Origin of the sequence: Solimonas sp. K1W22B-7, assembly GCF_003428335.1 — a bacterium.
Lineage (GTDB): Bacteria > Pseudomonadota > Gammaproteobacteria > Nevskiales > Nevskiaceae > Solimonas_A.
The window spans coordinates 3,580,246-3,602,236 of record NZ_CP031704.1; the positions used below are offsets into that span (position 1 = coordinate 3,580,246).

The window sequence follows — 21,991 nt, forward strand, 5'->3', positions numbered from 1 at the left end:
TGACACGAAATCTCTACAGATCTGCGCGCCCCACGCGGACCAAGTTGTGCACGGGGATGGCTTCGGCGAAGCCCTTCAGCTGCAGGGGGGCACCTGCTTCAACTGCATGGTCGGCCACCGCCTCCATTGCAGCAGCGACCGACTGCGAAATCAGAATCTCGCCATCCAGCGCGCGCTGACATAGGCGAGCCGCCAGATTCACTGCGTTGCCTACTGCCACGTATTCCAGCCGCCCGGCGCCGCGTATGGCGCCTATCGTCGTGTTTCCGGCCGCTACGCCGATGCCTAGCCCGACGCGAGGGGAGGCGTTCCTGAGGAGATCGCGTCCCTGTTGAAGGAGGTCCACTGCAAGACGGACCGCAACTGATTCATGATGCTCCTGAACCAGGGGAGCGCCTACCAGAAGCAGGACGCCATCGCCAGCGTGATCCTTCACAGTGGCATCGTACTTGCCGGCGACGTTGCCAACGACTTCGTAGAAGCGCTCGAGCACAGTCGTCACCTCGTCGCTGTCATGTTCGGCGGCAAAAGCAGTAAAGCCCCGCAGGTCGCAGACGACGATGCTCAGAGGTCGGCGTTCTCGCTTGAGCACTGCCTCCAAGCCTTGCGTTTGCACCATGCGGGCGACATCCGTGGACAGGAACTGCTTCATGAAGGCGCCACGACTGGCCTGGATCGAAAAGTAGGCCACCGACCCGGCCAGGAAGATCAGCAAGCCTATCGTCAAGGTGAACGGCACCAGCGCATCCGTGATGGCCAGGCCGGCCAGCAGAAACGGCGCGGCCCAGAAAAGCGCCCGCAACCGAGCCATTTCGGCAGCATCGATTTTGGAAAGTCGAAGAATTACGATTGCAATGGCCGCGCACAGCATGGCCAGTCCGATCAGGGGCGCTCCAACGGCCAGTTCCAAAGCGCCTGCATCGACGATGCCTTCACGCATCTTCAGAGCTTGTTCGGGCAGCACCAGGATGTAACCCAATGCCAGTACGCTCCAGATCAGGGCAAAGACATGGGCCGCGATGAAGAGTCCGTTGGCCGCCGCTCTCGGCTTTCCACGCGCAGTCCGGCTGATCCGGCGGCCCCATTCGATTCCAGCCACGACGGAAGCCGCCTTGAAAAACGTGGTGAGCATCGCATGGACAATGTTGCTTTCTTCTTCGTGCTCCCCAAGCAGGACCGCCACACCCATGCAAAGCAGGCACAAGGACAGGGATCGCGTGCTGCGGCTGGCCAGATCGCTCTTGGCAAAGATCAGCGCAGTGCCGGCGAGAACCAGCGCCACGATGAAATGCGCTGAATCAAGGAAGTCCATGCAGGGCAGTCCATGCAGTGCCACTATGGCGGTAGGCGGGCGGCCAACGAATCCTGGCAGTCCACCTCTCCATACTACATCCAGCAAGTGCTCTACGAGCAGAAATTCCTGGGCCTGGCTGCGACCTTGCGCACACCACTGATATCAGTACTCCGCAGCTGCGGCCTTCAGCATCAGGTTTCCGGCCCATGACTTCGGGAGGTTTTGCAGTACCCGGGTCATCAGGCTCGTCTGCCACGGGAATAGCGTGTCCGGCGTTTCTCGCTCCATCGCACGGAGAATGTGCTCCGCGCAAGCATCCGGAGATATCTCGAATGGTGCAGGGATTCCATCGTCGGCCGTGCGCTCTGTTGCGATAAACCCTGGATATACAGAGGCGATTCGGATGTTGAACCGCTTCAGTTCGGTGCGAGAGGTATCGAGAAGCAGTCGACAGGCCGACTTCGCAGCCGAATAGGGCCCTTGCATAGGGACCCCCAACAATCCAGCGAGTGAGTTGGTATGCGCGATCAAGCCGCCACCCGCGGCCTTCATGCATGCAATGGTGGGGACCAGATAGTTCACGGTTACGTCGTAGTTGATATGCATGCATCTTTTTATCGTCGCCGCAGACGCCGTGGCCATGTTGTAGGCCGGCCCCTCACCGATATTGAGCAAGACGGCATCCATTCGTCCGAACTCATTGACTGCCCGGTCGACGACCGCCTGTGTTGCCGCTTCGTCGAGTGCGTCCGCGGGTAGCACCAGGCACCGACTGCCGCGCGCTCGAACGATTGAGGCAACGTCTTCCAGTTGCGCCGCTCTTCGTGCGGTGATCACCACATTGTTGTTTCCGGCCGCCAGCTTCTCTGCAACGCAACGTCCGATACCTGCTGAGGCGCCAGTAATGAGAATCGTCTTTTCCGAAAGTTTCATATTGAGTTCCGTGTGGAGCGATAGCGTCCCGGCACAAATCGCAGGAACAGACCCGCAATCAGTGCCTCGCATGCCAGGATGGGCAGTAAGACCCAGCCGATGACGCCGTCCGCACCGCGATCGGCCAGAACGGACATCAAGGCAATGACGGCTGCAGAGCCGGCGTTGCCGGCCATCCAGAAAAGGCCCACCGCGCTGCTGGCCAACTTCTCGCCGGCCGCCAGCGACACGACCTCCACCAGCAACGGTAGAGGAGACAGGATCAGCGCTCCAAGAAGCACTGCGCTGATGCCAATGACCAGCATCGACTTGGCTTGCAGCAGCATGGCGGTCAACGGCAGGGCGACAATCGCGGCGACGACAATGAGCATATGCAGGCGACGCTCGGGGAGACCCACGTGTCCCATGCCCACCATTCCGATCAGTCCGCCGCCGAGCATGAGGAGGCCGATCCTGCCCGCGAGTTCAGCATTGATTCCGCGTTGCGCGAACATCGGTTCGAGCCAGATGAACAATGCATTGAAAACCCCATCTCCCAGAAACATCAGTGCCAGCGCAGCGCCTATGGCTGGAGTCTTGAGCAACTTGCGGGTGGCTGGCCACCAGGGCACCTCTCCCACGGACTGAATCCGACGCGGATCAACGGGAACAAGAAGCCATGTTGCGGCCGCAAGCCCTCCTAGAACCAGCGCATCGATGCGCAAACTGGGCCCGATGGCACTGGCCGACATCGGAACCAGGAGAAGTGCAAGCGCGATGCCACCGAATATCGACATCGTGCCCAGACTCGTCGCGACTAGCCGCTGATCTTCCTTGAACCAAATGGCGGCGATGTTGGCAATCAACGAAATCATCACTGCCTGAGTCGTAGCGATTAGTGTCTGCCCGATCACGAGTCCAGCGAAGCTGGATGTACCCAAGCGCACCAACGCACCGGAAACCATAAGCACCGAGATCGCTCGTAGCGCCGTACGTATTTCAATTCTGCCCAGCAATCGTCCGACGGGCATAGCCAGAACCAGAAAGACCACCGGAAATAGCATCGCCAGGAATCCGATGCCGCCTACGCTGACGTTGTATTGCTTGGCGGCGTCACGGGCGATCGGCGCAAATCGAAGCCACTCGAATTGCACTGCGGCGTTCCACGCACAGTAAAACGCCAGAACGAAATGTCTGTCGTTCATGAGAACGTTTTCCCTGTTGATGCAGCAGATGCCATGAGCGAGACTCCCGAATGTGGTCCGTGACGACCAAACTGTTCCTGTGGGAGAGACGATATCCAGGCAAGCTACCGGGTGCTTGGCATTTCACGACATGACGGGTGATTGCCTGGTATGGGTAACGTCTCGCGCTTGTCCGTTGGCCCGTGGCTGGGTTTGGAAGCGCTGTCGATAGACCTGGGGCACTGTTTACGTCCAGGCTCCTGCGGAGGGAGCCGACCATTTCGGGCGGCAGGTCGAGCCGATTGTTCGGTGACTTCACCATGATCGGTCGCACATTGGACTTCAGCGCGAGCATCGCGCCCCGGTCTTTGCCGACCGCTATGGCGAGTGCGGCGATCTCATGTCATGCCGTCTTCGATAAGTACGCGGCGAATCTGCTGTCCATCGCTTGAAAGCCCGGCTGAAGGTACTTAGCTCTGCGTAGCCGAGCAGAGAGGCAATTTCAGTCAAACTCAGGTGATCCTGCGCGAGATACTGAAGTGCAAGATCCCGCCGAATAATCTCGACCATCTCGTCAAAACTGCTCCCGCCATCGGCAAGCCGTCGCTGCAGTGTCCGCACAGAAACCTTCAATTGGGCGGAGCAATCCTCGATGGAACAGTCCCCATGCGGCAACGAACGAACGATCTGCCTGCGCGCATCATCAGGCAGATCAATCCTTGTTTCGGCCTTGCTTCGACTGGCCGAGTCTCTGGCCACGAGTGCGGACAACGAAGCGGAGCTCGCACTTCCGAAAAGAGCCTTTGGAAAAACCAATCCATTGAAACTTTGCGAGAAATGCACCGGAGCGCCGAACACGCGGTTATGAATGGACGTGTTTTTCGGAGCAGCATGCTCGAAATGAACAGCCACGGGCACCCAGTCTGGCTTGCCGGTTATTCTTCGGCCGAAGCGGAGCACATTGGCGAGCGCCAGTTCAGCTTCCTGCCGATACTGGATGACAAAGGGCTTGCGCACTGAATAGCTGCAGATCGCATGCTGACCAACGATCAGAAACTCGAGCCTCGCTCCCTCGTGATGATGGGAGAGGTGGTCCATTCCCGCTTGTATGGCGGTCGTCAGATCCGGCGCCTTCAACACAATATCGGCAAACTGACCGAAGCTCGAAAATGGCAGGCCGCGACTGAGATGAAGGCCAACGGCGCCGTCCGGGACCAGGAGGGACGCCGCTTCAAGCAGAGAAAGATAGCAATCGACCGGGATTCTCCGATCCGAATCCTTCAAAGCCTCAGGGTCGAGACCGACGCTCGAGCACAAGGAGCTTAAGGCCTGCGGCTGGTGGCGCAGGAGCTTCTCAAGCCCGGTCAGCGCACCTACGCGTATCGTAGCCGGACTCGCGGTATCGACTGGGCGGGAGAGTACCGGCATGCGGTCAACCGAGCTTACCTGGGTGCTGCGTATCGTGATCGAACGAGCTTACCTTTAGCAAATTCAGCCCCCACCGGTTAGGCACTCACCATATGTCCGTCAGAGGCCGACAGGGCGCTCGCGGTAAATATGGCGCATTCAGTCGACGACGACTTGGCTTTTGGTGCCATATCGATCCCTGACGGCCCTCTTGAATGTACTCGTCGTCGCCGACAGCGCGCCCTACTTCACCGCGCCGATGAACTTCATCGCCCCGTCGTCCAGGTCGCCCAACTTCAGCGTGGCCAGGTCCAGGGCATAGTTCTGGTGCAGCTTCCAGGGCGTGCGCGAGCCCTGGCGCGGGAACTGGTCGATGGCGCGCTGCACGTAGCCCGAGGAGAAGTCCAGGAAGGGCACTTCGGTAATCGTGGAATCGTCGTTGTGCGGCGTGCAGTGCGTGTAGCCGAGCCGGTCCATGTGGTTGATCAGGCGGCAGACGTATTCGCAGCTGAGATCGCACTTCAGCGTCCACGAGGCATTGGTGTAGCCCAGGGCGATGGCGAAGTTCGGCACGCCGCTGAGCATCATGCCCTTGTAGCTGAGCGTCTTCGACAACTCGATCGGCACACCGTCCACCACCAGCTGTGCACCGCCGATGGCCAGCAGGTTGAGCCCGGTGGCGCTGACGACGATGTCGGCCTCCAGCTCCTGTCCGGACTTCAGGCGGATGCCCTTTTCGGTGAAGGTCTCGATGTGGTCGGTGACGATGTCGGCCTGGCCCTTGCGCAGGGCCTTGAACAGATCGCCGTTGGGCACCAGGCAGAGGCGCTGGTCCCAGGGGTTGTAGCTGGGCTTGAAGTGCCGGTCGATGTCGAAGCCGGGACCGAGCATCTTTTCCACACCCTTGCGCACCAGCTTCTTGACCAGCTCGGGATGGCTGCGGCTGAGCTGGTAGAGCAGCATGCTCATCAGCACGTTCTTCCAGCGCACAATGGCGTAGGCCAGCTTCGCCGGCAGCACGCGACGCAGGAAGTTGGCGATGGCATCTTCCGCCGGCAGCGACAGGATGTAGGTCGGCGAGCGCTGCAGCATCGTCACCTTGGCGGTGTCGCTGGCCATGGCCGGGACCAGGGTCACCGCGGTGGCGCCACTGCCGATGACGACCACGCGCTTGCCCTTGTAGTCCAGGCCTTCCGGCCACTTCTGCGGATGGATCAGTTGGCCCTTGTAGCGCTCCGCGCCGGGGTACTGCGGCATGTAGCCCTGCTCGTAGTCGTAGTAGCCGCTGCAGTTGTAGAGGAAGCTGCAGCTGTAGCGCGTGACCGCACCGTCCGGCCCCTGCGCTTCGACGGTCCAGCGCGCCTCGGCACTGGACCACGAGGAACGCAGCACTTTCTGGCGGAAACGGATGTGACGATCGATGCCGCCGTCCTTCGCCGTCTGGCGCACGTAGGACAGGATCGAGGGACCGTCGGCGATGGCCTTGGCCTCCTTCCAGGGGCGGAAGGAATAGCCCAGCGTGTACATGTCCGAGTCGGAACGGATGCCGGGATAGCGGAACAGGTCCCAGGTGCCACCGATCGTTTCGCGCGATTCGAGGATCGCGTAGGTCTTGCCCGGGCAACGGGTTTGCAGGTGGTGTCCGGCGCCGATGCCGGACAGGCCGGCGCCCACGATCAGCACATCGAAATGTTCCATGCTCATCCGCTCTCCTCGCACACTGCTTATGGTTATGGCCGGACCATATCAGGAGCACGGCGTGGCTGACGCTGGCCGCAGAGACATGAAAGAAGGTTCAGGGAGCGCCGGGCGACAGCGCCGCGGCATCCCCTGTTCCCTGCCTCCTACAACTGGCTCATGCCGCCGTCGATGATGATCTCGGTGCCGACGATGAAGCCCGATTCCGACGAGGCCAGGTGCAGCACGGTGGCCGCAACTTCTTCGACCTTGCCGAAGCGGCCCAGCGGGATCTGCGTCGCCAGCTGGCTCTTGGCTTCGGCGTCCATGCCGATTTTGCCGTGCAGCGGCGTGGTCACCGGGCCGGGGCTGACGACGTTGACGCGCACGCCGCGCGGCAGCAGTTCCGCCGACAGGGTCTTGGCCAGTGAGATCAGCGCGGCCTTGCTGGCGGCGTAGGCCGAGGAGTTGGGCATGCCGATGTGGGCATTGATCGAGCCGTTGAGCACGATCGAGGCGCCGGGGTTGAGCACCGGCAGCAGCGCCTGGATCAGGAAGTAGGCACCCTTGACGTTGGTGTCGAAGCTCTCGTCCCACATGGCCTCGCTCATGTCGGCCAGCGGCGCGAAACGGCCGACGCCGGCATTGATGAAGACCGCGTCGAGGCCGGTGCCCTCGGCGGTCAGGCGCGCCGCCAGCTCCCGCGCCTGGGCGAGGCTGCCGGCCTCGTTGCGCCAGGCCTGGGCCTGGGCGCCCAGGGTCTTGCGGGCCTGCTCCAGGCCGGCCTCGTCGCGGCCGGTGACGATCACCTTCGCGCCTTCGTTGATAAAGGCCTGGGCCGCCGCCAGGCCGATGCCGCTGCTGCCGCCGGTCACCAGGGCCGTCTTGTTGTTGAAGCGTTCCATGTCCGTCTCCTTCGTATTGGGCGAAATGCCGTGGAACCCATACTGGCGCGGTTCGTGGCGTTTTCCGTACCATGGCACCGACGAACACATTCGAAGGAATCGAACATGTTGTCCTCCGACGAACTGGCCCTGCTGGAAGCGATCCGCGAAAGCGGCAGCCTGTCGCGCGCCGCCGCCCGCCTGGGCAAGGCACCTTCCACCATCTCGCATGCCGCGCGGCAGCTGGAGGGGCGCTTCGACGCCCTGCTGTTCGACCGCCGCCGCTATCGCCTGCAGCTCACCCCGGCCGGCCAGCTGCTGGCGCAGGAGGCGGCGCGGCTGACGCTGGACGTGGCGCGGCTGACCCAGCGCGTGAAGCAGGTGGCGGGCGGCTGGGAGGACCGGCTGCGCATCGTCAGCGACGAGATCATCGAGTTCGACACCCTGCTGCCGGTGGTGCGCAGCTTCCAGGCCCTGGGCTCGGGCGTGAGCCTGCGCTTCGGCCACGAGGTGCTGGCCGGCACCTGGGAGGCCCTGCGCGAGGGCCGTGCCGACCTGGTGATCGGCGCCACCAACGAGCCGCCGGCGATTCCCAAGCTGCGCTGGCATGAACTGGGCGTGATGGAATGGGTCTTCGCGGTGTCGCCGCGCCATCCGCTGGCCAAGGTGGCGGAACCGCTGGAACGCGAGACCATCGCGGCACACTGCGCCATCGTGGTGGCCGACTCCTCGCGCCGCGTCGATGCACGCGGCTATGGCGTGCTCGGCGGACAAGCGACGCTGGCGGTGGCGACGATGCGCGCGAAGATCCTGGCACAGCGTGACGGCCTGGGCGTGGGCTGGCTGCCGAGGGCGCGCGTTGCCGCGCTGCTCAAGCGCGGCGAACTGCTGGAAAAGCGCACGGCCGATCCGCGCGAGCCGAACACGCTCTATGCCGCCTGGAGCGGTGAGCACGAGGGCCGTGCACTGAAGTGGTGGGTGGAGCAGATCCGCCAGCCGCGCCTGGCGGAACGGCTGGTGCGCGGGATCGACAGCTTCGCCTGAGCGGGTGGTCTACCTCTTCCGTTCCAGCAGGCCCTTCAGCGCCGCCAGGTCCTTGGCGACCCACTTGGCGTCGCGCGAAAACGTGGCGTCGTCCATGTCCGGCAGGCGGAACAGCGTCAGCAGCACCTCGGCGCCCGGGCCATTCTCGATCACGCGCAGCGGGACATAGGCCACCACGCCGCCGGGCAGTTCCACGCGGTGATCGAGCACGCCGTAGTCGTTGCGTGGGGTGAACCAGACCTTCACCTGCCCTTCCGGCGCGGTGGCGATCCAGTGATCGCCCTGCTGCTTCAGCGAATCGGCCAGGCCGCTGGCCCAGCGCGGAAAATTGCGCGGCTGGTGGGTGAATTCGTAGACCTCGCGCCAATCCCGGTCGATGCCGATGCTGAGCGTGCGGGAAGCAAGTGTTTGGGCCATGATCGCCATCTCGAAATCTTTCCGGGGCGATATTGTGACGGCGCGGCCGTCTCCTGTCGCCCGGAACCTGGAGACAGCATGGCCAAGGCGATCAGGATTGCACGGACCGGCGGACCGGAAGTGATGGAGTACCGCGACGTGGACGTGGCGGCGCCGCTCCCCGGCGAGGTGCGCGTGCAGCAGGCGGCCTGCGGCCTGAACTTCATCGACGTCTACCACCGCAACGGCACCTATCGCCAGCCCCTGCCCGGCAGCCTGGGCCTGGAAGCGGCCGGCACGGTGCTGGAGGTCGGCCCCGGCGTGGAGCAGCTGCGCGTCGGCGACCGCGTGGCCTATGCCGGCGGCCCGGTCGGCGCCTACGCCAGCGAGCGCTGCATGCCCGCGGCACCGGTGGTCAAGCTGCCCGATGCGATCTCCTTCGAGACCGCCGCGGCGATGATGCTGCAGGGCCTCACCGTGCAGTACCTGTTCCGCCGCACGTTCATGCTGCGCGGCGGCGAGACCATCCTGTTCCATTCCGCCGCCGGCGGTGTCGGCCTGATCGCCTGCCAGTGGGCCCGCGCGCTGGGCGTCACCATGATCGGCACGGTCAGCTCCGACGAGAAGGCCGAGCTGGCGAATGCAGCCGGCTGCACCCATGTCGTCAACACCCGTCGCGAGAACTTCGTCGAGCGCGTCCGCGAGCTCACTGCCGGCCGCGGCGTGCCGGTGGTCTACGACGGCGTCGGCAAGGACACCTTCACCGGCTCGCTCGACTGCCTGGCCAGGCTCGGCATGATGGTGTCCTACGGCGGCGCCTCCGGCCCGGTGCCGCCCTTCGCGCTCAGCGAACTGAGCTCGCGCGGCTCGCTGTTCATCACCCGCCCGACGCTGTTCGACTACATCGCCCAGCGCAGCGATCTGGAAGCGATGGCGTCGGAACTGTTCTACATGGTCGGCAGCGGCAAGATCGCCATCGACATCCGCCAGCGCTATCCGCTGGCGGAGGCCGCGAGGGCACACGAGGAACTGGAGGCACGCCGTACGACGGGATCGACGATCCTGCTGCCCTGAGGACAAGCCTTGCCCCTCCCTCCGGGAGAGGTCGGCGCGAAGCGCCGGGTGAGGGACGCCACCGGCAGCGAGCGCGGCGGCTGACGCTACAGCCGTCCCTCTTCCCGTTTTGCGGATGGAGAGGAATCCGCGGCGCAGAAGCGCAGCAGACGGTCACGTACTGATTCCCAGGGAATGGTCTTACCAGTAGCCACTAGTCGCGCGTAGCGCTCGTCGGCAATGCGATGAAATTCCTCGCGCAGCATCGCTTGGCTGGCATTGGAATCAGACGCTTCCGGAACTGGTGGCGGGATCGGTGGCATGAACTCGCGATACGTCAATACAGGCACTGTACCGTTTCCTGCATGGCCAGTGCGCTTTCTATGGCCCATCCTGACAAGAGGATTGTCCCCTGCCCCTCTGACTCCGGGCGCAGCGGAAGACTAGGGTAGCGGTCAGGAAAACCACCCGGGTCCCGCCATGAACAAAACCCTGCTGCCGCTGCTGGCGGCCCTCTGTCTCGCCGCCTGTGGCGGGAATCCTTCGGGTGCTGCGCCAGAGGACACACTCAAGGAGGGCACCGCCCCTGCCGCCATGGACCTGGGGCCAGCGCTGCAGGTGCCATTGCCGGAACTTGAAAAGGCGCTGACCTGCACGCCCGACATGCTCACCGCCACACGCGACGTGGTGCTGATCACCCCCGCCTTCACCAACGACGTGGATTCCTTCGGCTGGAACTACCTGCGCCAGCTGCCGGCGCTGGGAATCCCCACCTGCAGCCTGGCCATTCCCGGCCATGGCTTCGACGACCTGCAGATCGCCGCGGAGTACGTGGTGCATGCCGTGCGCAAGATCAACGCGCAGAGCGGCCGCAAGCTGGTGCTGTTCGGTCACCAGCATGGTCCTCTGGACGAGATGTGGGCACTGAAATTCTGGCCCGACCTGGCGTCGAAGGTGTCCAGCTACATCTCGCTGGCGACGCCGCACAATGGCACCGTCGCTGCGAAATACGCCTGCATGAGCTTCCGCCGCTGCCCGCCGTCGGTCTGGCAGATCGCCGCCGGCTCGAAGTTCCTGGCGGCGCTCAAAGCACGGCCGCTGCCGCCAGGGCTGGCATACACCTCGATCTCCACCAACTTCGACGAGGTGATCCTGCCGCAACCGGCGGCCAGCGCCTTGCAGGGTGGTACTCAGATCGTGCTGCAGCAGCTCTGCGCCGGGCGGCCGATCGAGCACTTCACGATCCTGGCCGATCGCGTGACCTACGAGTTGGTGCTGGACGCCATCAACCACCCCGGCCAGCCCGCCGACCCGGCGCGCCTGGAGCCTGGCTTCTGCTCGGGGCCGCTGTACATGCCGGGCGTGATCAACCCGGCCAGCGCCATCGCCGCGTTGAAGGGCTTCGGCACTTTCTCCTTCGACTTCCTGATCGCCGTGCCGGTACGCGGCCTGGCGCAGGAACCGCCGCTGCGCGAATACGCGCTGGGGCCGTAAACAGGAAAGACCCCGGGACCGATGTCCCGGGGCCTTTCTCGCGCGGCTCCGATCAGAAGCGGAAGTTCACCGTCACGGTGCCGTTGGCCGGCGTGCCGTAGTACAGGTTGCCGTACTCGTCGAGCACGTAGTACGTCTTGTCGAGCAGGTTGTTGCCGTTGAGCTGCAGAGACAGGTTCCTGGTCACCTGGTAGCGCGCCAGCAGGCTGACCAGGGTCACGTCGCGCTGTTCGATCGAGGTGACGCCGGTAGGCGTCTCGATCGGCACCGCGGTGCTCTTGGACTGCCAGTTCACGCCGCCGCCGAGCGTCAGCTTGTTCCAGGCTCCCTGCGGGTTCCAGCTGGTGTAGGTGCGGATCAGGGTACGCGGCACATAGCGGCGGATGGCCTCGCCATCCGGGCCCTCCAGCTCGAAATTGGACCAGCCGACCGACAGGTTCCAGCCCTTGGCCAGCTGCCCCGAAGCCTCCAGCTCAAAGCCTTGGCTGCGGGTGCCGTCGACGGCCACCGAGGCCGCCAGGGCGGGACGACCCGGCACGGTATAGGGCGACCCTGTGTCCGGATCGATCTCGGCGTCGGTCACCGCAACCTTGTCCTGCCGCGTATCGAACAAGGTCAGCGCGGTGTTGAGACGGCCGTCGAAGTGCTCGCCCTTGATGCCGACCTCGACGCTCTGGCCGGTGGTTGGGTCGAGGAAGCGACCCTCGCGATCGAGGCTGTTCTGCGGCTTGAAGATCTCGGTGTAGCTGCTGAAGGCCGACCACTGCGGCGTGAGGTCATAGATCAACCCCGCATACGGCACGGTGGGATTGTGCTCGTGAACGTAGGCACGGTCGTCGGAATAGATGTCGAAGTAATCGGTTTTCCACTTCGTGTGGCGCAGGCCGGCGATCAGCTTGAGGCGATCCGCCAGTGAGAAGCGTGCGGCGGCATATACCGCCGCCTGGTCGGTGGTGATATGCGTGATCAGGTCGGCGGTATCGGCGAAATCCGGCTCCGGGTAGGAGCCATCCCACTCGAAGAAGTTGCCGGTATCGGGCAACGAATCCGGGGCGGCGTAGACATAGCCGCGCTGCTTCAGACGCGAGCCGGTCGCGCCCACCACCAGTTCATGCTTGCGGCCGAACAGCTCGAAGGGGCCGTTGGCGTAGATATCCAGGGAGTTCTGCTGGCCGCTCTCCTTGCTGCGGTAGGCGAAGGGCACCAGGCCCTCGCCGGTGACCGGATCGGGGAAGCCATAGACGTAGAACAGGGCCAGGTCGCCGCCGAAATCGCGGTGTGTCAGCGTCGAGCGGATCGACCAGCCGTTGTCGAAACGCTGTTGCAACTCGGCGAACTGGGTTTCGGTGCGCTTGTTCCAGAAGCTCCAGTCGGTGGCGGTGGTGATCGAACGGCGCCAGTCCGTCGGCGTGCCGTCGCTGAAGAACAGCGGGAAGGAGCCCCAGGTATTGCCCTGCGGCTGCGTCTCCAGATAGTCGTAACCCAGGGTCAGCAGCGTGTTCGGCCCCAGGTCGGCATTCACCGTGCCATAGAACGCCTGATGCTCCTTGCTGTACAGGTCCTGGAAGGACTCGCGGTTCTGGTAGACGCCCACCACGCGCGCGCGCACGTCACCGTCGCTGGTCAGCGGCGTCGACAGGTCGGCAACGGCACGGTAGTCGTCCCAGGAGCCGGCACTGAGTGAGGTGGAAGCCTCGAACGTGCGGCTGTCGGCACGCTTGCGCACCAGGTTGATGGCCGCCGAGGGGCTGCCGGCGCCGGACAGCAGGCCGGTGGCGCCGCGCACGATCTCGATGCGGTCGTAGAACGCGGTGTCGATCGTCTCGTCCACCGAGCCGGTACTGTTGACCGAAGCGCCCGGCACGTTGTCGTACAGCAGGTTGTCGATCACGAAACCGCGCGCGGTAAACACCACGCGCTCGGTATCGTAGGCGTAGGAGTAGATGCCCGTGGTGTTGTCCAGCACGTCACGCGTGCTCTGCAGGTTCTGGTCGTCCATGCGCTCGCGCGTGACCACGGTGACCGACTGCGGGGTCTCCTTCAGCGTCAGCGGCAGGCGCGTGGCGGCGGCCGTGTCCTTCACGGCATAGGGATGGTCGGCGCTGCCCGACACGACCACCGGGGCCATGCTCACGGCTTCTTCGCCACCCGCTTCAGGCTTCCCCTCTTCCGCGGCCATGGCGGGCAGGGTCAGCAGGCAGGACAACAGGACGGGAATCTGCTTGCCGGCCAGCCGGCGGGATTTTCGGGGAAAGGTCATCTCTGGGGGAGGTCAGGCCAATAATGATAATTATTATCAATTAATAATGACTATCATTCAAGAACCACCTTCGCCCGGGCGCGCCAAAAAAATGGCCACCCCCTGGGTGGCCAATCCCCTACCGCGTGTTGGAAGCTCAGGCGGCAGGCGCCGCGAGCAATCCAGCAAGTGATTCGGCCGACATCGGGCGCCCCAGCAGGAAACCCTGCAGGGCATCGCAGCGCACGCGGCGCAAGGTGTTCATCTCGGCCTCGGTCTCGACGCCCTCGGCAACCACGTCCACTCCCAGGGCATGGGCCATGGCGACGATGGCGCGCACGATCTTCTGGTCGCGCGGGTCGGCGTCGATGCCGTCGACGAATTCGCGATCGATCTTGAGGCGCTGGATCGGCAGGTGGCGCAGCTGCGAGAACGAGGACTGGCCGGTGCCGAAATCGTCCAGCGCGAAGCTCAGGCCCAGCTCGGCGCCTTCCAGCAGGTTGCGCGCGGCACGGCCACGGTCGTCGATCAGGGCGTGTTCGGTGATCTCCAGCTGCAGCAGCTGCGGCGCCACGCCGGCCTCGCCCAGCATGGCCTCCAGGCGCGCGGCGAAACCGCTGCTCTGCAGCTGCCGCGCCGAGAGGTTGACCGACACCGGCAGCGACGGCAGGCCAGCCTCGCGCCACGCGCGCAGCTGCGCGATGACACTGGACAGCACGAACTGGTCGATCTGCAGGATCAGCGTGCTGCGCTCGGCCACCGGGATGAACACGCCGGGGCTCACCGGCCCGAGCTGCGGCTCATGCCAGCGCAGCAGGGCCTCGGCCGCCAGCAGGCGCTGCGAGCGGGCGGCATAGATGGGTTGGTAGACCAGCTCGAACTGCTGCGCCTCGATGGCATGGCGCAGGCGCTGCTGCAGGCGGTCGCCAGGGCGCGGCGCCCGGGCCTCGGGAAGGCTCCAGCCATCCATCAGTGTCGCCGGCCAGGACGCCTGGCTGCTGTATCCGGAATCCTCTCGCACCCGCTTCCCCCCGCTTGCGCGCCGTGCCCGAAGTGCCGGTGCGCTGATCGATTTCCACCCGTGCATCTTGACCGCCCAGGAGGCGGCTGTCTGTAGCCCCAGGGGACACTGTAGCCCGCAGGAGGGGCCAGCGCCCCACCCCAAGGGACGATGCCTCTAGTTGCAACGGCTCGACCCCAGGGTGGCCAGCGGATCCAGCGCGCCGCCGGCGAAACGGCTGGTGACGTAGAGCAATGCCTGCGGCGCCCCGGTGACCACGCCGGTGATGTGCTCGCCGCCCAGCGCGCGCAGGTAGCGGATGTGGGCGCCGTCGGCGCACCACTGCTCCACCAGCTTGTCGGTGCCGGCGATGGGGATCAGCTCGTCGAAGATCTCATGGTAGATGAACATGTCGATCGTCGGCGTGCGCCCCGGCTGCGGCAGTGTCACCTTGGGCTTCACCGCCAGCGCCCCCGGCGAGTTGAAGGGATCGGGATGCGTGGTGTAGTCCGACAGGCGGGCGCCGCCGAGGCCGATGCCCAGCACGCCCCCACCGCCGACACAGCCATCCCTGACCTTCTCGATCGCCGCGCGCCCGGCCTCATTGATGATGGATGCCGGGAGCAGATTGGGATAGGCCCGGTTGGCGCCGACCACGGCACTGAAGATCAGGTTGAAGAACGGGCCGCCCTCGGCGGCCTGCACCACGCTGAACACGTCGGCCGGCGTGCCGCCGGAGGCGGCGCCCACCAGGTTCAGTTCCGGGGCGTACCCGGGATGCAGCGCGGCGGCCCAGGCCGTGGCCAGGGCGCCGCCGGAGTAGCCCCAGAGCGCGACCGGCGAATCCGGGCTCAGGCCCAGTTCCTCGAAGGACAGCGCGGCGCGGATGCTGTCCAGCGTCGCCTGGCCGGAAAACTCGCCGGCACCGTAGGCGCTGTACGGCCCCTCGTAATCGGGCATCACCATGGTCCAGCCCTCGGCGGTCAGGCCGAGGATGTAGCTGAGCGTTTCCAGCTGGTTGTTGGCATTGGCGGTGCCGCCGCTGATCGTGCGCGAGGGCGTGCATTCCGCGCCAAGGCTGTCATAGGCGAACTGGTAGGACACCACCGGCTTCCTGCCGCCGAAGGCCAGTGCCGGCAGCAGCGGCTTGACCACGGTGGTCACCGCGGCGATCGGCCGGCCCTGGGCATCGCGGGTGACGTACTGCAGCTGCCAGGCGGCGTTGGCCATCGGCACCGACAGGCCGGGCCGGAACGTGATCCTGCGCGAATTCAGCAGGGTGCCCGGCGGAGCATCCACCGGGAAGGGCTCGGGCTGGGCATAGAAGGCATCGGGATCCGGCGTCGGCGCGAAGGGCACGCGCTTGAGCAGCTCGGCACCGGCCTGGACGACACCGGAGCCTCCGGTGCCGCTGCTGCCGCCCCCGCAGCCCGCCAGCGCCAGCGCCAGCGCCAGCAGCAGCGAATACCCCGCCCACTTCAGCCCACGAACCGTCTGCAACATCCTCATCTCCTCGAAATACCGACAGCGGGCTGCGGATGGCCCGTCCTATGGCGGAGTGTGTTCCCTCCACCCTGGGGGGCGTGAGCCCCGCACACGCCAGACCGCTTAGCCGATCGGGCCACAACGGCCGAAGGCTGGCCCCGCCCCAAGGGGCGGAGCCAGCCTTCGGCAATACCACCGAGGTCAGGTCAGTGCGTCTGGAACCAGTTCAGGATCTCTTCCGGCGTTTCCGCGAAATACTCGTGGGCCTTGCCCGCCACCATCACCTTGCGGACATCGACACCCTGGGCCTGCAGCTTGTTGAAGTAGGCCTCCATGGTGTTGACCGGCACGACGTTGTCGTTGGCGCCGTGCAGGAACAGCGTCGGCGGGTGGTTGTAGGGCAGTGTGGCCGGGATGTTGCAGATGGGACCCAGGCAGGTGGCGTAGGAGCCCGACTGGATCGCCAGGGCGCGGAAGCGGCCCTGGAAGCTCACCGCCATGCGCGAGGTGTTGTAGCCGCCGCTGGACATGCCGGTGGCGTACAGCTTCGCGGCGTTGATCGGGCCGTACTGCTGCGCCGCGATACCGTTGAAGACCTTGGTCAGGAATCCGTAGTCATCGGTGGTGGGGTAGTTGAAGTCGCTGCCAAAGCCGACGTTGGTGTCCCAGAACTGGTAGAGGCGCAGCCAGTTGGTCGGCGGCTCGACCACGGCGTAGCCGGCCTCGAGCAGGACCTTGATGCTGCGCACCTGGTGGAAGGCGCCGGCCGGGGTGTAGTCCGGGGCGGACCAGAAGATCGGGAACACGCTCGGCTGCATCATCACCACCGCGGGCCAACCGCCCGCCGGCGGCGTGCCCTCCGGCACCTGGTAGCGCACGATGCGCGGAATGCCGTAGTTCGAGGTAACGGTCTTGCTCTGGTAGCTGCAGCTCAGCGTGTGCGAGGTGCCGGTGACGGTGTCGGTACAGGGTGAAGCGGCCTGGGCCGCGGGTACGGAAGCCGCCAGGACGGCGGCAAGCAACAGGAATCGCATGGTCATTCTCTCCAGAAGGCTGTCGGATAAAGGGCCCGTCTTGTCGCGGGTCGGGGTGCATTGTCCGAATGCCACGGGTGTCCGTCTTGGACGCCGCGCTTGGATGAAACGACTGCATTGCAAGCCTTGTCGGCAAGTTCCGACAAGCGCTGTCGCAGCGGGCTTATGGACGCAGGCATGGCGCCCTCAAGCTCTGGTTTTATGGCCCCGAATGAGTGGCCGGCCTAACGCCGGAAGTGCAGCTGGTACAGCCGCGGATCGGTCATGACCGTGGGATTCATGCCGAAGATCTCGTTCATCACACGGTCGGCATGGGCCAGGTCGTAGAAGCCGGCGGCCAGGGCGATGTCGGTGAAGCTGCTGCCCTCGCGCCACATCTCCGCCGCTTTCGAGCCGGCAACCCAGCGCATGTACTGCGAGATGGTGCAGCCGACATGGCGCTGGAACAGGGCGCGCAGGCGCGAGGCCGAGAGCTGCGCCTCCTGCGACAGGTCCTCGTGCGAGAGCTGGTCCAGCGGCAGGCGCTCGATCTGCTCCATCACTCGCAGGATGCGCGGCTCGCGCCGCAGCGGCGGCCGCGGCGGATCGCAACAGGCATCCACGGCGGCGCCGAACAGGAGCACCGCCGCCTCGACGTCCAGCACTCCCGGATCATGCCGCGCCAGCAGGCCGCGCAGCCGGTCGCGCAACGCCGGCGCCAGCACCCGCGGCTGCCCCGGGGACAGGTAGGGCGCCAGCCGCAGGTAGGCCTGACTGCTGACGCCCGCGTCCGCGATGGTGAAGGGGCGGCCATGGCTGGTGATCCAGTCGCGCTGGATGTTGACCGGCAGCAGCACCGCCTCGTACTCGCGCGGCGGCTCGCCATTGATGCCCAGCTCGAAACTGCCCTCGTGCGCCACCAGCAGCGTCGCCGACGGGCGATGGTAGGGATTGTGGCGCCGGTCCAGCTCGTACTCATGGCCCTGCAGCAGGAAGCAGCGGTCCCACAGGTAGGTGTGTATCCGCGGGCCCGCTACGCTCATCGCCCTGCCCTCTCTCCTCGGTGGCGGCCCGGGGGCCGCTCTCGTCGTTATGGCCAGCAGTATGGCCCAGGCCGGGGAAGAAACAATCGCCCCAGGGCCTGCTAACGCCATGGCCGTCGTTGTGACGGAGATCGTTTTGGCGCAGGGCAATGTCCCGAGACGCGCGGTGTACAAGATGTACATAAGCGGCCTCGGGACGCCGCCATGCGCCAAAACAATCCCGCCCCGGAGGGGTGCCCCGCAGGGGCATCACGGCGATGGCCATGGCGTTAGCAGGCCCTAATCACCTGCCCGTGTCACCGCGGCCGTCTCGGGGCTCAGGGCCTCGCCGGGGTGGCGCGGCTCGGTCAGCGGCGTGGGCTTGAGGCGGTTGCTGTGCAGCAGGTCGGTGCCGGCATTGATGCCGCCGGTGACCTGCTGGTCCAAGCGTTCGATGTCGCGGCGGCGCACGTCCGCCGCCACCGCCTCGGCCTCCGCCGCCGGCACGCCCAGGGCCAGCAAGGCGGCCTCGCCGAAGCGGCTGGCGGACTCGAAGGTCTCGCGGATCTGGTAGTCCACGTCGGCCTCGATCAGGCGGATGGCGTGCTCACGGTCGAAGGCGCGCACCAGCAGCTTCACGTGCGGGAACTCGTGCCGCACCAGCTGCACGATCTTCATCGCCGACTCGCGGTTGTCGATGCACACCGCGATCACCTGCGCCTTCCCGGCACCGGAGGCGCGCAGCACGTCCAGGCGGGTACCGTCGCCATAGTAGATCTTGAAACCAAATTCGCCGGCGGTGCGGATCATCTCGGTGTCGGTGTCGATGATCGCCACCTCGATGCCGCGCGCCAGCCAGGCCTGGCTGGCCACCTGGCCGAAGCGGCCGAAGCCGATCAGCAGCACGCGGCCGGTCAGTCCCCTGGCGTGATCGACGCCGTCCATCGACTGATCCTCGCGCGGCAGCAGCCAGCGCAGCGACATCACCACCAGCGGCGTCAGCGCCATCGACAGGATCACGATCGCGGTGAAGATCGCACTGAGGCGGCTGTCGAACACGCCGGCCGCCGCGCCGGCGGCATAGAGCACGAAGGCGAACTCGCCGCCCTGGGCCATCAGCGCCGTGCGATGCAGCGCGTCGCCGTGGCTGGCGCGGTACAGGCGCCCGATGCCGTAGATGCCCGCGGCCTTGATCGCCATGAACAGCAGGGTGCCGCCGATGACCATGCGCCAGTCGCTGGTGAACACCGTCAGGTCCAGCGACATGCCGACGCTGAGGAAGAACAGGCCCAGCAGGATGCCGCGGAAGGGCTCGATATCGGCTTCCAGCTGGTGACGGAAGGTGGACTCGGACAGCAGCACGCCGGCCAGGAAGGCGCCCATCGCCATCGACAGGCCGCCGATTTCCATCAGCAGGGCGGCGCCCAGCACCACCAGCAGGGCCGCGGCGGTCATCACCTCGCGCGCCTTGGCTGCCGCCAGCGTGCGGAACAGCGGGTTCAGCAGCCAGCGGCCGGCCAGCACCAGCCCCACGATCGCCGCCACGCCGGTGCCGATGGCGAGCCAGCGCGACTGCCCCACGCCTTCCGACGGCGGCGCCAGAAAGGCGACCATCGCCAGCAGCGGCACGATCGCCAGGTCTTCCAGCAACAGCACCGAGACGATGCGCTGGCCCCGCGGGGTGGAGGTTTCGCCGCGCTCATCCAGCAGCAGCATGACGGTGGCGGTGGAGGTCATCACGAAGCCCATGGCGGCGACGAAGGCCACCGCCGGCGACAGCCCGGCGAACAGCACGGCAGCACCGGTGAGCAGCACGCCGCAGGCCAGCACCTGGCTCAGGCCCAGGCCGAAGATCTCGCCGCGCAGGCTCCACAGCCGCGTCGGCTGCATCTCCAGGCCGATGATGAACAGGAACATGACCACGCCGAGTTCCGCGACGTGCAGGATCGCCTGCGGATCGCTGAACCAGCCGAGCCCGAAGGGGCCGATCACCAGGCCGGCGGCGAGGTAGCCCAGCACCGAGCCCAGGCCCAGGCGCTTGAACAGCGGCACGGCAACGACGCCGGCGCCCAGCAGGGCCACCACCTTGACCAGGTCACTGCCCTGTCCCTCTACCGCCATGCCCGCCTCCCGTGTGTGGGGAGGATGCTAACCGCAGAAGGAAGTCGCTGCACCCGTGGGAGCGGGCAGTTCAGTCCTTCTTGATCGCTTCCACCTGGATGCGGATCAGGATCTTGCCCGCACCATTGTCGGCGTACTGCGTCATGCCGTAATCGACACGATCCAGTGTGCCCTCGGCGTCCGCACCGCAGGCTTCCTTCTTGTAGAACGGATGGTCGATGCACTTGAAGCTGTTGATCTTCAGCTTCAGCGGCCGGGTCACGCCGCGCAGGGTGAGTTCGCCGTCTACCGCGGTGGGGGTATCGCCCTTGCCCTTGCCGAACACCAGCTTTCCCTTGTAGCTCATCGTCGGATACTTCCCGGCATTGAGCCAGTCCTCCGAAACCGCATGCTTGTTCATCTCGTCCAGGCCGAAGTCGACGCTGGCAATCTCGGTCTGGATGTCCACCGTGCCGGTCCTGGCCTTGCGGTCCATCGTCACCGTGCCGGAGCTCTTGTTGAACTTGCCGCGCCAGATCGAGATACCCATGTGGGTCATCTCCAGGCTCGGGTAGGTATGGTAGGTCTCGATCTCGTAGCTGGCAGCGGAAGCCAGGGCGGGCATCAGGGCGGCGGCGAGCGCCAGGGACAGCATGCGGCGGATCAGCATCGGAAAGCTCTCCTGCGGTTTTTCGGTGTACGGCCTCAGAACATGCCGTACGGGTCGGGCGACTCTTCAGGCACAGGCTGCCCGAGGTCCCGGAACTCGGCAATCTCCTTGCGGGCAGTCATGTCAAAGCGTGACGATCGGCTTGAAGCCACCCCAGAACATGCGCTTGCCGTCGAAGATCGTCGGATCCATGTTGGCCAGGCGCGGATCCTTCATCACCTTGGCCAGGATGCTGTCGCGCTGCTTGCGTGACTTGTAGATGATGTAGGAGAACACCACGACTTCATCGGCCTTGAGCTTCACGCTCTGCGGAAAGGACGTGAGCTTGCCCGGCTTGACGTCGTCGGCCAGGCATTCGACGTACTCCAGCGCGCCGTATTCCTTCCAGACCTTGCCGGCCTTGCGCGCGACCTTGCGGTAAGCCTCGACATTCTTCTTCGGCACCGGCACCACGAAACCATCAATGTAAGCCATCTTGTTCTCCTCGTGTGTATGCGAAAAATGACGCCCTAGCCCTGCGGCGCCTCGGGGGACATGTGGATCAGCTCCCAGATGTGACCGTCGAGATCCTGGAAGCCATGCTGGTACATGAAGCCGTGGTCCTTGGCCTCGCTGTAGCTCCTGCCGCCGGCCTTCACCGCCTGCTGGACCATCTCCTCCACCGCCTCGCGGCTGTCGCGGCTGAGGCAGACCAGCACCTCGGTGCTCTTGTGCGCGTCGCAGACCGGGTTGGGCGTGAAGCTGCGGAATTTCTCGTGGGTCAGCAGCATCGCGTAGATGTTGTCGCCGATCACCATGCAGGCGGCGGTGTCGTCGGTGAACTGCGTGTTGAAGCCGAAGCCCAGGCGCTTGAAGAAGTCCATCGAGGCCGGCAGGTCCTTCACCGGAAGATTGACGAAGATTTGCGTGCTCATCGTGAATTCCTTTTCTGGGTGGCCGCCCTACATCGACCCGCGATCCGCCTGCGAGTTCGCCGCCGGGGCCTTTCAAGCTAGCATCCCGGTGCCGGCCCTGTCCTGTCGGCCTGAAACGTCTCGCCGGGGTCATTGAAGCCAGCCAGACAAAACTATAAAACGCATGAATTCAGTGTCTTGCAATATTTCCCGTCAATAATGCG

The 21,991-nt window shown here is 65.2% G+C and carries 20 protein-coding genes; 3 read left to right on the forward strand and 17 right to left on the reverse strand.

Annotated features, from left to right (window positions below):
- Positions 1-13: 13 nt before the first annotated feature.
- The 6 genes from D0B54_RS16080 to D0B54_RS16105 all read right to left on the reverse strand — a co-directional run bounded on the left by D0B54_RS16080 (position 14) and on the right by D0B54_RS16105 (position 7,379).
- The gene (locus tag D0B54_RS16080) at positions 14-1,312 is read right to left on the reverse strand and encodes an adenylate/guanylate cyclase domain-containing protein (protein ID WP_117292286.1); all 1,299 of its coding nucleotides are present in this window, start codon (positions 1,310-1,312) and stop codon (positions 14-16) included.
- Between the two features lie 144 nt (positions 1,313-1,456).
- Entirely contained in the window at positions 1,457-2,227 is a 771-nt protein-coding gene (locus D0B54_RS16085; RefSeq protein ID WP_117292287.1) for an SDR family NAD(P)-dependent oxidoreductase, read from the reverse strand.
- Entirely contained in the window at positions 2,224-3,411 is a 1,188-nt protein-coding gene (locus D0B54_RS16090) for an MFS transporter (RefSeq protein WP_117292288.1), read from the reverse strand. Before D0B54_RS16090 ends, D0B54_RS16085 begins: the two co-directional genes overlap by 4 nt.
- A 357-nt stretch (positions 3,412-3,768) precedes the next feature.
- Positions 3,769-4,818, reverse strand: coding sequence for an AraC family transcriptional regulator (locus D0B54_RS16095; RefSeq protein ID WP_117292289.1), 1,050 nt, complete (start codon positions 4,816-4,818; stop codon positions 3,769-3,771).
- 222 nt (positions 4,819-5,040) lie between these two features.
- Complete coding sequence (locus D0B54_RS16100; protein ID WP_117292290.1) at positions 5,041-6,501, reverse strand: flavin-containing monooxygenase; 1,461 nt, start codon at positions 6,499-6,501, stop codon at positions 5,041-5,043.
- Positions 6,502-6,641: 140 nt separating this feature from the next.
- Positions 6,642-7,379, reverse strand: coding sequence for an SDR family oxidoreductase (locus tag D0B54_RS16105; protein ID WP_117292291.1), 738 nt, complete (start codon positions 7,377-7,379; stop codon positions 6,642-6,644).
- A gap of 105 nt (positions 7,380-7,484) precedes the next feature.
- Between D0B54_RS16105 and D0B54_RS16110 the strand changes: the two genes are divergently transcribed.
- Positions 7,485-8,402, forward strand: coding sequence for a LysR family transcriptional regulator (locus D0B54_RS16110; protein WP_117292292.1), 918 nt, complete (start codon positions 7,485-7,487; stop codon positions 8,400-8,402).
- Between the two features lie 9 nt (positions 8,403-8,411).
- Here the strand turns inward: D0B54_RS16110 and D0B54_RS16115 are convergent, their stop codons facing one another.
- Positions 8,412-8,819, reverse strand: coding sequence for an SRPBCC family protein (locus D0B54_RS16115; protein ID WP_117295308.1), 408 nt, complete (start codon positions 8,817-8,819; stop codon positions 8,412-8,414).
- A gap of 78 nt (positions 8,820-8,897) precedes the next feature.
- Here D0B54_RS16115 and D0B54_RS16120 point away from each other — a divergent pair, with 78 nt between their 5' ends.
- A complete protein-coding gene (locus D0B54_RS16120; protein ID WP_117292293.1) occupies positions 8,898-9,872 on the forward strand; it encodes a quinone oxidoreductase family protein in 975 nt (324 codons plus the stop codon).
- A gap of 86 nt (positions 9,873-9,958) precedes the next feature.
- Here D0B54_RS16120 and D0B54_RS24360 read toward each other — a convergent pair whose 3' ends face one another.
- Positions 9,959-10,201: a hypothetical protein gene (locus D0B54_RS24360; RefSeq protein WP_162932473.1), complete on the reverse strand. Its 243-nt coding sequence runs from the start codon at positions 10,199-10,201 to the stop codon at positions 9,959-9,961.
- Positions 10,202-10,331: 130 nt separating this feature from the next.
- On the opposite strand from D0B54_RS24360, the gene D0B54_RS16125 reads away from it, so the two are divergent.
- Positions 10,332-11,345: an esterase/lipase family protein gene (locus tag D0B54_RS16125; protein WP_117292294.1), complete on the forward strand. Its 1,014-nt coding sequence runs from the start codon at positions 10,332-10,334 to the stop codon at positions 11,343-11,345.
- 52 nt (positions 11,346-11,397) lie between these two features.
- Here the strand turns inward: D0B54_RS16125 and D0B54_RS16130 are convergent, their stop codons facing one another.
- From D0B54_RS16130 to D0B54_RS16175, 9 genes are all read right to left on the reverse strand, one after another.
- The gene (locus D0B54_RS16130) at positions 11,398-13,605 is read right to left on the reverse strand and encodes a TonB-dependent siderophore receptor (RefSeq protein WP_117292295.1); all 2,208 of its coding nucleotides are present in this window, start codon (positions 13,603-13,605) and stop codon (positions 11,398-11,400) included.
- A 136-nt stretch (positions 13,606-13,741) separates the two neighbouring features.
- Positions 13,742-14,554, reverse strand: coding sequence for a putative bifunctional diguanylate cyclase/phosphodiesterase (locus D0B54_RS16135; protein ID WP_162932474.1), 813 nt, complete (start codon positions 14,552-14,554; stop codon positions 13,742-13,744).
- A gap of 207 nt (positions 14,555-14,761) precedes the next feature.
- A complete protein-coding gene (locus tag D0B54_RS16140; protein WP_162932475.1) occupies positions 14,762-16,087 on the reverse strand; it encodes a lipase family protein in 1,326 nt (441 codons plus the stop codon).
- Between the two features lie 188 nt (positions 16,088-16,275).
- A complete protein-coding gene (locus D0B54_RS16145) occupies positions 16,276-17,109 on the reverse strand; it encodes an extracellular medium-chain-length polyhydroxyalkanoate depolymerase (protein WP_117292298.1) in 834 nt (277 codons plus the stop codon).
- Positions 17,110-17,327: 218 nt separating this feature from the next.
- Positions 17,328-18,125: a helix-turn-helix domain-containing protein gene (locus tag D0B54_RS16150; protein ID WP_117292299.1), complete on the reverse strand. Its 798-nt coding sequence runs from the start codon at positions 18,123-18,125 to the stop codon at positions 17,328-17,330.
- Between the two features lie 279 nt (positions 18,126-18,404).
- On the reverse strand, positions 18,405-20,225 hold the full coding sequence (locus tag D0B54_RS16160; RefSeq protein ID WP_117292301.1) for a monovalent cation:proton antiporter-2 (CPA2) family protein: 1,821 nt from the start codon (positions 20,223-20,225) through the stop codon (positions 18,405-18,407).
- Between the two features lie 70 nt (positions 20,226-20,295).
- Positions 20,296-20,874: a YceI family protein gene (locus tag D0B54_RS16165; RefSeq protein ID WP_117292302.1), complete on the reverse strand. Its 579-nt coding sequence runs from the start codon at positions 20,872-20,874 to the stop codon at positions 20,296-20,298.
- Between the two features lie 123 nt (positions 20,875-20,997).
- Complete coding sequence (locus D0B54_RS16170; protein WP_117292303.1) at positions 20,998-21,348, reverse strand: DUF1428 domain-containing protein; 351 nt, start codon at positions 21,346-21,348, stop codon at positions 20,998-21,000.
- Between the two features lie 35 nt (positions 21,349-21,383).
- The gene (locus tag D0B54_RS16175) at positions 21,384-21,788 is read right to left on the reverse strand and encodes a VOC family protein (protein WP_117292304.1); all 405 of its coding nucleotides are present in this window, start codon (positions 21,786-21,788) and stop codon (positions 21,384-21,386) included.
- Positions 21,789-21,991 lie beyond the last annotated feature (203 nt).

Excerpts from the sequence above, each read along its gene's own strand:
- D0B54_RS16140 (WP_162932475.1), bottom strand. The coding sequence starts at position 16,087 with ATGTTGCAGACGGTTCGTGGGCTGAAGTGGGCGGGGTATTCGCTGCTG.
- D0B54_RS16100 (WP_117292290.1), bottom strand. The coding sequence starts at position 6,501 with ATGAGCATGGAACATTTCGATGTGCTGATCGTGGGCGCCGGCCTGTCC.
- D0B54_RS16145 (WP_117292298.1), bottom strand. The coding sequence starts at position 17,109 with ATGACCATGCGATTCCTGTTGCTTGCCGCCGTCCTGGCGGCTTCCGTA.
- D0B54_RS16105 (WP_117292291.1), bottom strand. The coding sequence starts at position 7,379 with ATGGAACGCTTCAACAACAAGACGGCCCTGGTGACCGGCGGCAGCAGC.
- D0B54_RS16120 (WP_117292293.1), top strand. The coding sequence starts at position 8,898 with ATGGCCAAGGCGATCAGGATTGCACGGACCGGCGGACCGGAAGTGATG.
- D0B54_RS16125 (WP_117292294.1), top strand. The coding sequence starts at position 10,332 with ATGAACAAAACCCTGCTGCCGCTGCTGGCGGCCCTCTGTCTCGCCGCC.
- D0B54_RS16135 (WP_162932474.1), bottom strand. The coding sequence starts at position 14,554 with ATGGATGGCTGGAGCCTTCCCGAGGCCCGGGCGCCGCGCCCTGGCGAC.
- D0B54_RS16110 (WP_117292292.1), top strand. The coding sequence starts at position 7,485 with ATGTTGTCCTCCGACGAACTGGCCCTGCTGGAAGCGATCCGCGAAAGC.
- D0B54_RS16130 (WP_117292295.1), bottom strand. The coding sequence starts at position 13,605 with ATGACCTTTCCCCGAAAATCCCGCCGGCTGGCCGGCAAGCAGATTCCC.
- D0B54_RS16090 (WP_117292288.1), bottom strand. The coding sequence starts at position 3,411 with ATGAACGACAGACATTTCGTTCTGGCGTTTTACTGTGCGTGGAACGCC.
- D0B54_RS16160 (WP_117292301.1), bottom strand. The coding sequence starts at position 20,225 with ATGGCGGTAGAGGGACAGGGCAGTGACCTGGTCAAGGTGGTGGCCCTG.
- D0B54_RS16095 (WP_117292289.1), bottom strand. The coding sequence starts at position 4,818 with ATGCCGGTACTCTCCCGCCCAGTCGATACCGCGAGTCCGGCTACGATA.
- D0B54_RS16170 (WP_117292303.1), bottom strand. The coding sequence starts at position 21,348 with ATGGCTTACATTGATGGTTTCGTGGTGCCGGTGCCGAAGAAGAATGTC.
- D0B54_RS16175 (WP_117292304.1), bottom strand. The coding sequence starts at position 21,788 with ATGAGCACGCAAATCTTCGTCAATCTTCCGGTGAAGGACCTGCCGGCC.
- D0B54_RS16165 (WP_117292302.1), bottom strand. The coding sequence starts at position 20,874 with ATGCTGATCCGCCGCATGCTGTCCCTGGCGCTCGCCGCCGCCCTGATG.
- D0B54_RS16150 (WP_117292299.1), bottom strand. The coding sequence starts at position 18,125 with ATGAGCGTAGCGGGCCCGCGGATACACACCTACCTGTGGGACCGCTGC.
- D0B54_RS16115 (WP_117295308.1), bottom strand. The coding sequence starts at position 8,819 with ATGGCCCAAACACTTGCTTCCCGCACGCTCAGCATCGGCATCGACCGG.
- D0B54_RS16080 (WP_117292286.1), bottom strand. The coding sequence starts at position 1,312 with ATGGACTTCCTTGATTCAGCGCATTTCATCGTGGCGCTGGTTCTCGCC.
- D0B54_RS16085 (WP_117292287.1), bottom strand. The coding sequence starts at position 2,227 with ATGAAACTTTCGGAAAAGACGATTCTCATTACTGGCGCCTCAGCAGGT.